Here is a 14,015-nt window from a genome sequence, read left to right as displayed (position 1 = left end):
ACAATATAAGAAAGAGTTGTAAGGGAGTGAATTCGAATGGTGTGGACAGATAGAGAACAAAAAAGAATGAACGCCATAAATCAATGGGAGGAAGAGCACTTTACGCATCATGCAACGGACGTAGAGCGCACTTTCCAGAAATGGTATGACTATCAGCTTAATCAGCTAGAGTCACCAACGAAAAACCGTTTGTATGCCGTAATTGATTCAGCTCTTTTTCATATGCATTCGCTTATACAAAACTCACAATCGCAAGTGGATGCCAGTCATCGATTGTTAACGGATGCAAGGTTATTTGATCCTAGAATTGAAAATATTCAGGACATGAAAAACCTTTCAATTGATCATCTTGTTTACATAGCAGATCAACAAATTGCCCGTCAGCGAATGGTATCATTTGCCCAAGGGGGACTTGCGGGAACGGGGAGTTTTCTACTGCTCGGTCTTGATATACCTGCTGTACTTGCTATTAACTTGCGTACCGTTCAGCTAATAGCGATGACATATGGCTATCCAGTAAACTATCCTTCCGAAATGATGATTGCTCTTAAAGTATTTCACATGGCAACGTTACCGAAAGTGCTACAAGAACAAGCCTGGAAAGCGTTAGAGGAAGAGATAAAGCATGAGCAAACGCATCCTTATTTTTATGAAGGGCCTGAAGAAATTGCAGACGGAAATTGGCTACAAGGACCAATGAAGCAAATTATAAAGGGAACTGTTCTTATGATGTTAAGGAAAAAAGTAATTCAAGGAATACCCCTTCTTGGAATAGCCATTGGAGCGGGAGTGAACTATAGATTTGCGCGGACAGTAAGTGAAACCGCACATAAATTTTATCAGAAACGTTTCTTGAATGAACTTGGAAAGGGGGACGTAGGATGAGTTCAGAAGATCACAAAAAAGATGCGCCATCGATTCGAGCTCTGATTGTAACAGTGAGTGATACAAGGACAATTGAAACGGATAAAAGCGGAGATATCATTTATTCCTTACTTGAAGATAACAATCATATGGTTGGGCAAAGAGCAATTGTAAAAGATGAACAAGAAGAGATCCGCCATGCGATTCAAAAAGGTATAGATGATAAAGGCGTTGATGTTGTGCTTTTAAATGGTGGAACTGGAATATCCCAAAGAGATGTTACGTATGAAGTTGTGGAAGCCATACTCGAAAAGGAGCTTGCGGGATTTGGAGAACTATTCCGCATGATTAGCTATACAGATGATATTGGTACTCCAGCGATGCTTAGTAGAGCCATTGGTGGGGTGACAGGTGGAACGGCAATATTTGCTATGCCTGGGTCTTCAGGAGCAGTCAAATTAGCGATGTCGCGATTACTGCTACCGGAGTTGCCACATATTGTCCGTGAGCTCCATAAATAAAGAATCTCTTGTAACGAAATTTATGTGACCATCCATTCCGATATCAGATTCAATCATCCTATTTTTAGAAGCATTTTTCATCCTTGCTTTGGAAACAATATAAGCGCAAGTCCGAAATGATAGGAGGATGTCTTATGGCTGATAAGAAAAAGGAACTGATTTATGATGAGAATGGCGAAATGGCCGTGCATCAGCAATTGAGTGAATCATACCAGAGTGGTGTCATTGATCAAGAAGAAACTAAAAAAACAAAAGAATTACCACGGAAAGCTGACAGGAAAAGTTATTATTAAAAAGCAAAAAGTTCATGCTAAACGCATGAACTTTTTTATTTATGATCGTTTTGGATTGCTGTTTCTAATGGAACTTCACCATGATTAACCAACTGGGAAGTAACGAAAAGCGAGATAACATCCACCAGTTAGGAAAAATGAGAGAAAACCTGGTGAATAGGATGCAGGAAGAATAATGTAAAAGATAAGACCAATTAAAATCGCGACAAACCCAGGTCGATTCAAGAGATTGGCCTTCTCAGATAATTCCTGGAGCATCGCTGAAGTAAATCTTCCTTTTTTCACAATAATAAAATCAGTCACGATTACAGCTGATAACGGGATAACGAAGGCTCCAAGAAGTGAAATAAATGACTCGGCCTGGTTAACAAAAGTAGGGAATCCACTTAATATAACAGCGGCACAACCTAGTAATACCGCACTTTTTACTCGACCAAGAGAAGGGAAAGTATTAAGCAGACTATATCCTCCTGTATAAGCATTGCTAATGTTAATCATAATCATCGAGCAAAGGGCTGAAGCAAAAATGAGGATCAATAGGAGTGGTGACTGTGTTTGTTGACTCGTGATTAAAAATGGGTTCCACGTGTTAGCTACTGAAGCGGTGTAGGCTCCGAGTAGTGCTGTTAATGTGAAACCAATCGTATTTCCTGAGAAGATTCCCCAGAATGCATGCTGAGTGGATTTTGCGTACCTTGCCATGTCTGAAGAACTACTAACACCTGATACATACTGCACAAAAGCGAGGCTGGCAAAGAAAAAGAAAGAGCCTAGTTCAGGGCCGTGTTTAACTGATAGAACGTTTGAGTAACTGTTCCCGTTAATAGGAGTCTGAGAATACACAAAAAACATGGCAACTCCTCCGGCAAATAGAAGAGGGAGAAAGTACCTTGTGGCTTTTTTGACGGCATTGAATCCTATTAATGCAAGTAAAGCCATTACTGAAGCGAGAAATAGAGATGTTGGTAGAAAAAGAAGGTCGATTGAAAAAGCACGTTTCATCAGCTCTACAACCATATAAGTACCTCCAATGGTTTGGACAGCAAACCAATAGAGCGACGTGATGGTTCTTACGGGAGAGGCGAAGTATTGAGCTCCTTTCAGACCAACAAAAGCTCTTACTGCATATTGTGAAGGGATACCTCGACGCGCCCCTGGAAAAGAAAGGTAAGACACGAAAAGGAATGCAAGACTTGCTCCAAATACAGTGGCTAGAACTGCCCATACAAAACTAAGGCCGCCTTCGAGGACGGCGAGAGCTGGGACGAGAAAGTTACCGGCATTGACAGAAACGGTCATTTGAATCATGGCATACTCATACCATCTTGTTGTGCGTAATTTTTCTGGGACTGATTCAAGCCCATAACGCTCAATTTGAATAGTGGAAGAGGTTTTGCTTAGACTGCTCATATGATCTCCTTTAAAGTTACGGACTTATCTTTATTTTAGTTCGCAAAAAAGAATGAAGCAATCCTGATTGCTCGGTTAGGAATAATATATGCTGTTTACACTCAGCATAAGGGTGAGGTGATTAATAATGAAAAAGTTTGTTGTCATAACCTTTGCTATTTACTTGTGTCTTTTTACAATTCGAGCAGAGGCTTCTACATTAGAAAACAGCTTCTCGTTTAAATGTATGGTAGTAACAAATGGAGTTGAACATGAATGGGAATTTTCCAGTCCGAACGAATTTGAGGTAGAGAATGGAACAGTCGTTGAGAAAGGTGGTCGTGCAAAAGACGAAGTAGAGGCGTTATTTCAGCATTTGGAAGTAACTGAAATCGCGCGAGTAGAAGAATTAGTAAAGAAAATGGACACCTTTGGTTATAAAAATGCAGAGCGATTTGAGTTGAAATGGATGGATGCAAGTGGAAGATTATATACTTGGGTCTGGAACCAAAACGATCGGTAGACTTTGAATAGCGGTTTCGTTAAGATGAGGAAAGACGTGAAAGGAGCCGCATTCAAGTGAAGAATAGTTTTGCAGTCGTTTTAGGTGGTGCAATTGGTGCTACACTACGAGCGGTGGTGGGAACCATATTGAATGGCAGTCCCTTATCGACTTTTATAGTAAATATAGTAGGTTCCATTATCCTTGGGTTTTTCTATCAATACAATCATTCAAACAATCGCTTTTCAGAGCCAGCAAAAAAAATGATTGTAACTGGCATGATAGGATCATTTACGACTTTTTCAACCTACTCCCTTGATCTTTTGGTCTACATAAAAGATGGTCAGTTTATTAAGATGGGCCTATATGGGGGCGGCACTATTGTAAGTGGAATTCTAAGTGTCTTCCTTGGAGTCTTATTAGCTAAAAGAACGAGGAAGGTGACGTAATGGAGTGGTTAATGATTGCGATCGGTGGAGGTATAGGGGCATGGCTTCGATATATAACGGCATTAATGGTTAATCGATGTAACACTTCTCGATTCCCGCTAGCCACTCTACTTGTTAACCTCATAGGGAGTTTCATACTAGGGATGGCTTTCGGAGCAGGCGATTGGGGTGCTGGGATATCGACTGGATTTCTTGGAGCACTAACGACTTTTTCTACCTTTATGTACGAGGCTTTTGACCTAGGCTCAATAAAGCTTTGGCTTTCTGTCACATATATATCAATTAGCTTAATTGGCGGGTTGTTAATGGTGGCAGCGGGGTATATGATGGTGATGTAAAAATACTCCGACAACTAATGCGATCTATTTATGAAATAGATTCACCCCTTAAGTCATTCCCACATTTAATGGTATTAAATGTTATACAATAGAGATAACAGTATATGGCTGGTTAGAGATAAAGGAGGAGTATCAATGCATATTGGAGTGCCTGTTGAGGTTAAAAACAATGAGAACCGTGTAGCAATGACCCCTGCTGGAGTACTGACCTTAACGCGATTAGGTCATGAGGTTTATATCGAAAAAGGAGCGGGCGTTGGATCTGGTTTTGGGGATGATCAGTACCTTGAAGCTGGAGCCCATCTAGTAGAGACGGCCGCTGAAGCGTGGTCGAAGGAAATGGTCATGAAAGTAAAGGAACCACTTCGAGAGGAGTATGTCTACTTTCGTGAGGGTTTGATTTTATTTACATATCTTCATCTTGCTGCAGAATCTGAATTAACCAGGGCTCTTGTAGACAAAAAAGTGATCGGAATTGCCTATGAAACCGTTCAGTTACCAAATGGCTCGCTACCTCTTTTGACACCCATGAGTGAAGTTGCTGGTCGGATGGCGGCTCAAATAGGGGCTCAATTCCTTGAGAAACCTAAAGGAGGACTCGGTATTCTACTGGGCGGTGTCCCTGGGGTTAAAAGAGGTAAAGTAACGGTTATTGGTGGAGGAGTCGTCGGAACGAACGCTGCGAAAATTGCGATGGGGCTTGGTGCCGATGTGACAATTATGGATTTAAGTCCAGAACGAATGCGTCAGCTTGATGACATTTTTGGTACTGAGATTAATACGATGATGTCTAATCCACTTAACATAACAGAAGCCGTGAAAGAATCAGATTTAGTGATTGGTGCAGTGCTTATTCCAGGGGCAAAAGCACCGAAGCTTGTAACAGAAGAGATGATCAAAGAAATGAAGGCGGGCTCTGTTATTGTTGATGTAGCAATTGATCAGGGAGGTATTTTCGAAACGACCGATCGTATCACAACTCATGACAACCCGACATACACAAAATATGATGTTGTTCACTATGCGGTAGCGAATATGCCTGGAGCTGTGCCGCGTACATCAACCATTGCCTTAACGAATGTGACTGTACCTTATGCCGCTCAACTTGCGAATAAAGGTTATAAAAGAGCCTGTCTAGAAAATGAACCATTGCTAAGAGGAATTAATACGATGGACGGATTTGTAACGTACGAAGCAGTAGCTGAAGCCCATCAGCTCACATATAAAAATGCTCGCTCACTCCTTGAAAAATAGAAGTAGAAATAAAGCAGCTAACCGTTAGCTGCTTTATTTTTTTATCGTATTAAAAAGCTTAGAAATTTTCATCAGTGTTGAAGGGTTTTTATATAGTTATACGAATCATAAGAGAGGGAGGTGAATCATCAAATGGCTTTTTGGAGTAAAAAAAGCATTAAAAACAATCCGCAACATTCAATCGGGATAATAGATGCAAACCTTCATGAGATACGACAGGCTGTCGGAGCATTTGCTGAAAAGAAAAGAGATGGGATCTCGTTGAAAGTATTGGTAAAAGAAAATAATGAACTTGATTCTTCTCTCCTCGCTCCCCATCTTGGAGGCATTCCTTCTAAATCATTTTATATGTCAAAAGAGACATTTGAACTCTTTGAAGAGGAAAACCGTCACATTCCTTTTTGGATTGATGCAGTGCAAAGAGCGGTAGATGCATACATTCGTTCTGAAAAAGCACCTCCAATTATTGAAGGAGACCCGTATAAAAAAATTAGTTTTTTTAAGCTAGAGAAAAAAGCTCTTTTAACAGAACGACCGCCACTTGATTTTTATTTTACAGAACAGGAAAGTATGGTTACACATAGAAAACGGGAAAAATAACGGGAACATTTTTCTCGATCATTCGTATGAAAGAGAGGATGGGAGGTCGCGGTATGAGTTTTTTATCAAAGTTTTTTGGAAAGAAAGAAGAGAAGAAGGTAGAAGAAAGAACGGTTTTTACGATTCAGATAGGAGATATCATCACATATGATCTTGAGGATTATGAGGTTGTGGGGACGCTAACATATCATAATAAAGGTTACGAATGGCAAGCATACCAGTTAATCTCAGGATCATCTTCGATCTGGCTTAGTGTTGAAATGGATGATGAACTAGAGCTAGGCATTTATCGAAATGTAAAAGAAAAAATCTCGAAACCAATTCCTGAAGAAATAAGCATTGATTCCGTTACTTATTATAAAGAGGAACATGGTTACGCAAAGGTGACGGGCAATGGACGAGGAAGTAAGTTAGATGGACAGGAAGTCGAGTATTATGATTTTTCCAATGAAGATGAATCAAGTTATCTATCCATTGAAGTCTGGGGTTCCGAAGTAGAAGTGAGTAAAGGTTACGCGATTGAAGATTATGAAATCAAAATTCTTGCTGGAAGCAAATGAGAGGATGAAAGCGAATGTTTAAAATGTTTAAAAGAGTAAAAACGATTATGTCTTCTGAATTAAACGCTGCACTTGATAAAGCGGAGGATCCCGTAAAAATGCTAGAGCAATTTATGAGGGATATGGAAGCGGATATAAGAGAAGCAGAAACCGCTGTTGCAAAACAAATCTCTAATGAAAAGATGTTAAAGAAAAAATGGGACGATGCTAATTCTATGGTGACTAAGCGTCAGGGGCAAGCTGAGAAAGCTCTTCACTCTGATAACGATGATCTTGCAAGAAGAGCGCTTCAGGATAAGAAAGATCATGAAGCCAAAGCGGAAACATTAAAGGTATCGTACGAAAGAGCAAAAGCTGACGCCGACTCTCTTCGCTCAAAACTAGATGAAATGAAAGAAGAGTATCGTCAAATGCAACTGAAGAAAGATAGTTTGAAAGCTCGAGCTGAGTCAGCTAAAACAAAAACAAAAATAAATCGCGCCATGTCTGATATTGGTGGTGATGATTCTAAACGAGGATTTGAGCGTATGGAAGAAAAGGTTCTTCAATATGAGGCAGAAGCTGAAACAAGTGAAGATATGCGTTCCAAAAACCGTTCGCTTGATGATGAGCTTGCGGCCCTCGATAAAAATAATGGAATCGATGATGAATTAGCTGAGCTAAAGAAAAAAATGGGGAAAGAATAACCTTTCCCCTTAAAATGGGGTGGAAGAATGAAATGGCTAATAGGATTGCTGACAGCATTCATTCTGCTCTTATCGGCATGTGGGATTACGAAGGATATTCTCGAAATTGTTGAAGACCGCTATCAGCTTGAAGATGTTGTAGCGAGTAGCGTGGATTCAAACGATACCTCAAAGGTCTATCTTGCTGAGGAAGATATTCCTTCTGTTGCCACCTATCTTAAGGAACAAATAAAGCCGAATGAAGTCAGTGAATTAAAAGAAGGTAAGCAAATTCTTGTTTATGATGACTATATCGTTACATTAGAAGAAAGTGATGAGCCATCAAACACACTAGTTGAAGTTGCGACAGTTGGCTTTGTGAGAGATAATTACCAGCCGGATTTCTTTGATGGGTTGCTGGCTTACTACATTCTTGATGAAATACTTGATGTAGACGACTGGGGCAAAAAGCAGAAGAACCGCTGTCAGAGCGCTAGCGGAAATTGCTATGGCGGTTATGGATCTACTGGAGGTTCATATAAAGGACCGACTACGATTCCGTCATTCCGAGGATCTAATCGTGGGGGCGGACCTGGAACAGGAAAATAAACAAAGGAGGATCATGACATGGGGCCATTTCTATTAACATTTTTTTATTTTATAGCGGCGATTGTCGTTGTTGTAGTTGGATTGATTGTGTTTGAATTGATCACGACAAAATATAAGGACTGGGAACAGATTGAGAACGGGAACATGGCCGTTGCACTTTCGATAGGTGGTAAGATAATCGGGATTTGTTTAATACTAGCATTCTCTATTTACCATAGTTCGGATGTTCTTGAAACAATTATCTGGGGAGCGTATGGTGTAGTGCTTCAACTAGTTGCCTATTATATTTTCGATTTTCTTACTAGACGATTTTCAGTGGAAGAGAAGCTTAGTGAAGGTGTCGTAGCTGTAGGCATTCTATCGATGTGTGTTTCAATAGGACTAGGCTTAGTAGTAGGAGCATCAATTACGTAAAAAGAAATGATCAGCTGAAGGTGGAAGTCATGAGCAAGACGTTAAGTAAAAGCAGTCAATTGTACTGGGCTTCAGGAATTGTATCCATTTGCGGTATTATTTTTGAAGTGCTGTTCGGTGCACTGGGTTCTTACATACTCGGAGACGGTGTTAAGCAATACACGTTAACTATTTCTCTCTTTCTAACAGGTATGGGTATTGGCGCATCATTGAGTGAAAAGGTAGTTAAAAACCTGATTACGAGATTCATTGCAATTGAGCTTCTTATTGGCTTAATTGGAGGATTTTCAAGTTTTGCTGTGTTTGGAATTACAGCTTTTGCGGGAGAAGAAGCAACAGCCATTGTACTCTATTCCATTATTCTCATTGTTGGTGGACTAACTGGCCTTGAATTACCCATTCTTATTCGGAAAGCGAATGAGATTGGCGTTGAAATGAACAAAAGCACGGCTAGGGTGCTCTTCTCTGACTATGCTGGGGGACTTGTAGGAGGAATGTTATTTGCTTTTTACCTTCGTCCGGAATTCGGTCTAGTAAAATCAGCCTTTCTTGTAGCTATTGTAAACATTCTCGTTGCATTTTGGATGATTAATTCATTTAGAAAAGAGATCGTCTATCAAGGAATGTATGTTGGAATAGCCTTTCTTCTGTTTGTACTAATGATTGGTGGGACTTTATTTGGAGAGGAGATGGCGTTCTCGTTTGAGCAACGCCTATACAAAGACCCCATCATTTACTCCGAGGAAACATCCTATCAAAAAATCACCTTGACGAAGGAGCAGGGAGATCTAAGACTTTATTTAGATGGACAGCTTCAGTTTAGCTCAAGTGATGAACATAGGTACCATGAAACACTTGTGCATATTCCTATGGCTGCTGTTAAAGAAGTGGAGGATGTTCTTATACTTGGCGGTGGAGATGGTCTTGCGGTTAGAGAGCTACTTAAATATGACGATCTGAAATCCATTACAGTAGTGGATCTAGATCCGGAAATGGTAAAACTAGCGAAGAATCATCATTTATTAACGGAATTAAATGAGCATTCACTTGAAGATAAACGTGTCGATATTCATAATGAAGATGCATTTCAATACATTGAAAAACAGAAAAAAATGTTTGATGTCATCATATCTGATCTCCCAGATCCAAATAATGAGTCTTTGAATAAGCTTTACACGTGGGAGTTTTACTCTTTATTGCGCAATCATTTAGATGTAGGTGGGGCGCTAATGGTGCAGGCGACTAGTCCCTTATTTGCGAGGGAAGCTTATTGGACGATTGATCGAACGATTTCAGAAACTGGACTACGAACGTCAAATTATCACGTTGAAATTCCAAGTTTCGGGAACTGGGGTTTTGTTATGGCAACAAGGAATCCTGTAGCTCAAGAGGACTTGGATATTTCAGTTCAAACCGATTATCTTTCAGACGAAATGATTCCATATCTTACTGTATTTGGTAAAGATGAGGACAGTCACATGGTGAAAGATGGCGAAAAAATCAGCCTTGAACCTAATACTCTAATCCGCCCTCATTTAATTGAAAAATATGAAAACGCCTGGTTGTATTATTAGTTTAGATCGTTTATCAAAGGGAACGTAATAAGTAAAGAACTAACCTCCTAGCGTTTTAGGGAAGGTAGTGAAACCCAATTGTTAAAGGAGCGATAACAAATGAAAGTTACATTTCATGGTCATTCAGTTGTAGAAGTTGTTACGAACAAAGCAAAAATTTTAATTGATCCTTTTATTTCCGGTAATGGTCAGTGTGATTTAGATGCGGATCAAGTTACTTGCGATGTGATATTGCTAACACATGGGCACAATGATCACGTTGGTGACACAGTTGAAATTGCAAAGCGAAACGATGCATTAGTCGTAGCTCCATTCGAACTTGCTACATATCTTGGTTTCAAAGGTGTTAACACGCATCCTATGGCAATCGGTGGGGCACATGAGTTTGAGTTTGGTAATGTGAAGTTAACTCAGGCATTCCATGGTTCGAGCTACACTGAAGAAGAAAACCAGCAAATCATTTACACAGGGATGCCAGCGGGGATTCTCTTTAGCGCAGAAGGTAAGACGGTCTACCACGCGGGTGATACTGGGCTTTATTCTGATATGAAGCTATTATCTAATAAGCAAATTGATCTTGCGTTTCTACCAATTGGTGATAATTTTACTATGGGTCCTGAAGATGCAGCTATCGCTGCAAAATGGATAGGAGCTGAAATAACCGTACCAATTCACTACAATACTTTCCCGCTTATTGAACAAAATGGCGAGGCGTTTACTGAAAGCCTTGAAGGTACAAAAGGTAAGGTTCTTCAAACAGGAGAAACAATCGAATTGTAATCAAACACAAAACCGATGCTTTGCATCGGTTTTGTGTTTGATAATCGTATTAATTAAGCGGACTTGAACATACCCTTTTAGTAAAGACCGTGAGGGGGGAATCATTGTGAAACAACGATTGTTTTTATCCGTCTTATGTATTCTGTTTTTGATGTATGATGCTATGCCGCGCTTTCAAATTGACTTAACGCTAGAAGGTGCTTTTTTTAGTCTCTGGCTTTTATTTGCTATTATGGCACTTGGTGGAAATCTTTCCGGACTATTTTTTGGAAAGCAAGAGAGAAAACCTATGATAGTTAATGATTCAGTAGAAGAATTAAGAAAAAAACAATACGGTCGTTGAAGTTATAGGTCTGTGTTATGTATAATGAAGTCAATTCAAACACCACTATAACAGCAGTAGTTTAGCTACTGATACAGATGTGCATGTAGAAAGTATGGTGAAAGAAATTGACAACGAAACATGAACAGATCCTCTCTTACATTGAAACGCTAGAAGTAGGAAGTAAAATATCCGTACGTCAAATTGCTAGAGAATTAAAGGTTAGTGAGGGTACAGCATACAGAGCGATTAAGGATGCTGAAAACAAAGGAACGGTCAGCACGATTGAACGGGTTGGGACGATCCGAATCACAAAAAAAGAGAAAGAAAATATCGAAAAACTCACGTATGCTGAAGTAGTGAACGTCGTCGATGGGCAGGTGCTTGGAGGAAGAAATGGTTTACATAAAACCCTTCATAAGTTTGTTATCGGTGCGATGAAGCTAGAGGCCATGATGCGTTACGTCGATCCTGGTAGTTTGCTCATAGTCGGTAATCGCGACAACGTGCATAAAATTGCACTAGAAGCCGGGGCTGCTGTCCTTATTACAGGTGGATTTGATGCGCAGGATGATGTGAAAAAAATGGCTGATGCATATGATTTGCCGATTATATCTACCTCCTATGACTCCTTTACAGTTGCAACAATGATTAATCGTGCAATATATGATCGATTAATTAAGAAAGAAATAGCCCTAGTAAGTGACATACTAACGCCGCTTACGAAAACGAGTTTTCTTGTGACAACAGAAAGTGTAGGTCGCTGGCATGAGCTAAATGAATCAACATTGCATAGTCGCTATCCGGTTGTGGATCCAAATATGAAGGTTCAAGGCATTGTGACATCTAAAGATATTTTAGGTGAGCAGCATGAAACGTCAATAGCTAAGGTGATGACAAAACACCCGCTCACTGTTAATGAGCAAACGTCAGTCGCTTCTGCAGCTCATACAATGATCTGGGAAGGGATAGAGATGCTTCCTGTTCTCGATCATTATCAGCGACTTATCGGTATTATTAGTAGACAGGATGTACTTAAGGCTCTTCAAATGATTCAGCAGCAGCCACAGATAGGGGAAACCTTTGACGACCTTATTACGAGTCAAATCAAAGATATTTCCACTGGATCGGAAAGTCGCTATAGCTGTGAAGTAACACCTCAAATGACGAGCCTACTTGGAACGTTATCTTATGGTGTTGTAACAACCCTTGTCACTGAAGCTGGAAGTCGAGTTTTGAAGAAATACAAAAAGGGTGATTTAGTAGTAGAAAACATTACACTTTATTTCATCAAACCGGTTCAAATTGATCATACAATTGAAATTGTACCTAAAGTTCTCGAGGTATCAAGGAAATTTGGTAAAGTAGATGTTGAAATTTATCATGAAAATACGGTCGTAGGAAAGGCCCTTATGATGGCGCAATTGATTGATCGATAATAAAAAACCGCCAGAAATAAATCCGTGGCGGTTTTACAAGTAAACATAGCGCTGCTAGTTTAGTTTCATATCCTTTGCTTCTTCGATTGCAAATGGAAGATAGTGTCGATACTTTTTATAGCCAACTGTGACGTTTACAAGACCAAGTAAAATAAAGACAGCGGCAACAATCACAGTGACCGTTGATAAAGAAACGGTAAGCGTATTAATGGCAAAAAAGATAAGGAAAAGTCCTAGTGCAATGCTTGCTTTTGAATTAAGCCATTGAGTTGTTGCGACACCGTTATGTCGAACAGATTTTACTCGATAAAACAAATAGAAAACGATTGAAAAGACAATTAATATGACAAAGATAGGCATGACTGTTTTCCTCCATAATTCAAGGTTCTTTTCTATTGTATAGAATTTAGTACTGAAAATCTATGACATATACGTAACAATTGGGAAGCGGTCGAAAGGAGAAAGTTGATGAAGGAACAAATATTAGATGCTATCGAACAATATGAGACCATTATCATTCATCGTCATGTGCGCCCAGATCCTGATGCACTTGGCTCACAGGGAGGACTTGCCGAGCTTATACACGCTTCTTTTCCAAAGAAGCGTGTGTTTACGGTTGGTGAAGAAGAACCATCACTTACATTCCTGAACCGAATGGATGAGGTTCAGGATGAAACATATCATAACGCACTTGTCATTGTTTGTGATACGGCGAATCAGCCTAGGGTTAGTGATAACCGATATCGTAATGGCAAGCTCTTAATTAAAATTGATCATCATCCAAATGAAGACCCTTATGGTGATCTTCTCTGGGTGGACACTTCTTCAAGCTCTGTTAGTGAAATGATTGTAGATTTGTACCTTACCGCTAAGGAACGAGGGTACAAGCTTTCTGAAAAAGGAGCTTTTCTTCTTTATGCAGGTATAGTAGGTGATACCGGACGTTTTATGTTTTCTAATACGACTCAGCGTACCTTTATGTATGCAGGTGAGCTTTTGAAGTTTGGTGTAGACACAGGCTCTCTATATAAGGAACTATACAAAACGGAACAGCATATCGCTCGCTTAAACGGATATGTCTTACAGCATTTTGAAACATCAGAAACTGGTGCTGGATGGATGAAAATCACAAAAGAAACAGTTGCTTCATATGGCGTAACGGCTAGTGAGGCATCACAGCTAGTGAATACTTTCTCTAATGTAGCGGGTTTGAAGGCGTGGGTTTTCTTCATTGAGGAACCAGATCAAATTCGTGTTCGTCTTCGTTCTAAAGGGCCTGTTGTGAATACAATTGCTGCTCAATTTAATGGTGGCGGACATCCAATGGCTGCGGGGGCAACTGTTTATTCGTGGGCAGAGGCTGATGACGTTCTTGCGGAGTTAGACAAAGTGTGCGAAGAAGTATAATAACAAACTAAAAGACCGGTGTCTCCTTTATTGAG

19 protein-coding genes are annotated in these 14,015 nt (G+C 39.9%); 17 read left to right on the top strand and 2 right to left on the bottom strand.

Annotated features, from left to right (window positions below; genetic code table 11):
* Positions 1-36: 36 nt before the first annotated feature.
* From Q4550_RS09740 to Q4550_RS09730, 3 genes are all read left to right on the top strand, one after another.
* Positions 37-885 (top strand): EcsC family protein, encoded by an 849-nt coding sequence (locus Q4550_RS09740; protein ID WP_303532195.1) that lies wholly within the window; start codon positions 37-39, stop codon positions 883-885.
* Positions 882-1,385: a MogA/MoaB family molybdenum cofactor biosynthesis protein gene (locus Q4550_RS09735; protein ID WP_303532193.1), complete on the top strand. Its 504-nt coding sequence runs from the start codon at positions 882-884 to the stop codon at positions 1,383-1,385. Before Q4550_RS09740 ends, Q4550_RS09735 begins: the two co-directional genes overlap by 4 nt.
* Positions 1,386-1,519: 134 nt before the next feature.
* A complete protein-coding gene (locus Q4550_RS09730) occupies positions 1,520-1,678 on the top strand; it encodes a hypothetical protein (RefSeq protein WP_226614667.1) in 159 nt (52 codons plus the stop codon).
* A gap of 84 nt (positions 1,679-1,762) precedes the next feature.
* Here the strand turns inward: Q4550_RS09730 and Q4550_RS09725 are convergent, their stop codons facing one another.
* Entirely contained in the window at positions 1,763-3,088 is a 1,326-nt protein-coding gene (locus Q4550_RS09725) for a purine-cytosine permease family protein (protein WP_303532191.1), read from the bottom strand.
* A 127-nt stretch (positions 3,089-3,215) separates the two neighbouring features.
* Between Q4550_RS09725 and Q4550_RS09720 the strand changes: the two genes are divergently transcribed.
* The 13 genes from Q4550_RS09720 to Q4550_RS09660 all read left to right on the top strand — a co-directional run bounded on the left by Q4550_RS09720 (position 3,216) and on the right by Q4550_RS09660 (position 12,573).
* Positions 3,216-3,590: a hypothetical protein gene (locus Q4550_RS09720; protein ID WP_303532189.1), complete on the top strand. Its 375-nt coding sequence runs from the start codon at positions 3,216-3,218 to the stop codon at positions 3,588-3,590.
* A 56-nt stretch (positions 3,591-3,646) separates the two neighbouring features.
* A complete protein-coding gene (locus tag Q4550_RS09715; protein ID WP_303532187.1) occupies positions 3,647-4,018 on the top strand; it encodes a fluoride efflux transporter FluC in 372 nt (123 codons plus the stop codon).
* The gene (locus Q4550_RS09710; protein WP_303532186.1) at positions 4,018-4,356 is read left to right on the top strand and encodes a fluoride efflux transporter FluC; all 339 of its coding nucleotides are present in this window, start codon (positions 4,018-4,020) and stop codon (positions 4,354-4,356) included. Before Q4550_RS09715 ends, Q4550_RS09710 begins: the two co-directional genes overlap by 1 nt.
* Before the next feature lie 135 nt (positions 4,357-4,491).
* Positions 4,492-5,610 carry an alanine dehydrogenase gene (gene ald, locus Q4550_RS09705; RefSeq protein WP_303532185.1) on the top strand — a complete coding sequence of 373 codons (1,119 nt, stop codon included), beginning with the start codon at positions 4,492-4,494 and terminating at the stop codon, positions 5,608-5,610.
* Positions 5,611-5,742: 132 nt separating this feature from the next.
* Positions 5,743-6,210, top strand: a complete 468-nt coding sequence (locus Q4550_RS09700) for a DUF3939 domain-containing protein (protein WP_303532183.1) — start codon at positions 5,743-5,745, stop codon at positions 6,208-6,210.
* A 53-nt stretch (positions 6,211-6,263) separates the two neighbouring features.
* Positions 6,264-6,770: a DUF4178 domain-containing protein gene (locus tag Q4550_RS09695; protein WP_303532181.1), complete on the top strand. Its 507-nt coding sequence runs from the start codon at positions 6,264-6,266 to the stop codon at positions 6,768-6,770.
* Between the two features lie 14 nt (positions 6,771-6,784).
* A complete protein-coding gene (locus tag Q4550_RS09690; protein ID WP_303532179.1) occupies positions 6,785-7,456 on the top strand; it encodes a PspA/IM30 family protein in 672 nt (223 codons plus the stop codon).
* 27 nt (positions 7,457-7,483) lie between these two features.
* Positions 7,484-8,044, top strand: a complete 561-nt coding sequence (locus Q4550_RS09685; protein ID WP_303532177.1) for a DUF4247 domain-containing protein — start codon at positions 7,484-7,486, stop codon at positions 8,042-8,044.
* Positions 8,045-8,062: 18 nt separating this feature from the next.
* Positions 8,063-8,458 (top strand): DUF350 domain-containing protein, encoded by a 396-nt coding sequence (locus tag Q4550_RS09680; RefSeq protein WP_303532176.1) that lies wholly within the window; start codon positions 8,063-8,065, stop codon positions 8,456-8,458.
* Between the two features lie 29 nt (positions 8,459-8,487).
* Entirely contained in the window at positions 8,488-10,032 is a 1,545-nt protein-coding gene (locus tag Q4550_RS09675) for a polyamine aminopropyltransferase (protein ID WP_303532174.1), read from the top strand.
* Positions 10,033-10,131: 99 nt separating this feature from the next.
* Complete coding sequence (locus Q4550_RS09670) at positions 10,132-10,812, top strand: metal-dependent hydrolase (protein ID WP_194219288.1); 681 nt, start codon at positions 10,132-10,134, stop codon at positions 10,810-10,812.
* A 106-nt stretch (positions 10,813-10,918) separates the two neighbouring features.
* The gene (locus tag Q4550_RS09665; RefSeq protein WP_303532171.1) at positions 10,919-11,155 is read left to right on the top strand and encodes a hypothetical protein; all 237 of its coding nucleotides are present in this window, start codon (positions 10,919-10,921) and stop codon (positions 11,153-11,155) included.
* 107 nt (positions 11,156-11,262) lie between these two features.
* A complete protein-coding gene (locus tag Q4550_RS09660; RefSeq protein ID WP_303532169.1) occupies positions 11,263-12,573 on the top strand; it encodes a DRTGG domain-containing protein in 1,311 nt (436 codons plus the stop codon).
* A gap of 54 nt (positions 12,574-12,627) precedes the next feature.
* On the opposite strand, the gene Q4550_RS09655 is transcribed toward Q4550_RS09660, so the two are convergent.
* Positions 12,628-12,933 (bottom strand): YtpI family protein, encoded by a 306-nt coding sequence (locus Q4550_RS09655; protein ID WP_303532168.1) that lies wholly within the window; start codon positions 12,931-12,933, stop codon positions 12,628-12,630.
* A gap of 108 nt (positions 12,934-13,041) precedes the next feature.
* On the opposite strand from Q4550_RS09655, the gene Q4550_RS09650 reads away from it, so the two are divergent.
* The gene (locus Q4550_RS09650) at positions 13,042-13,980 is read left to right on the top strand and encodes a DHH family phosphoesterase (protein WP_303532166.1); all 939 of its coding nucleotides are present in this window, start codon (positions 13,042-13,044) and stop codon (positions 13,978-13,980) included.
* The last annotated feature ends 35 nt before the right edge of the window (positions 13,981-14,015 follow it).

Origin of the sequence: Anaerobacillus sp. 1_MG-2023 (assembly GCF_030547345.1) — a bacterium.
Taxonomy (GTDB): Bacteria; Bacillota; Bacilli; order Bacillales; family Guptibacillaceae; genus Guptibacillus; species Guptibacillus hwajinpoensis_B.
The sequence above is the reverse complement of the archived record's forward strand: the minus strand, read 5'-3'. Positions and strand labels throughout refer to the sequence as shown.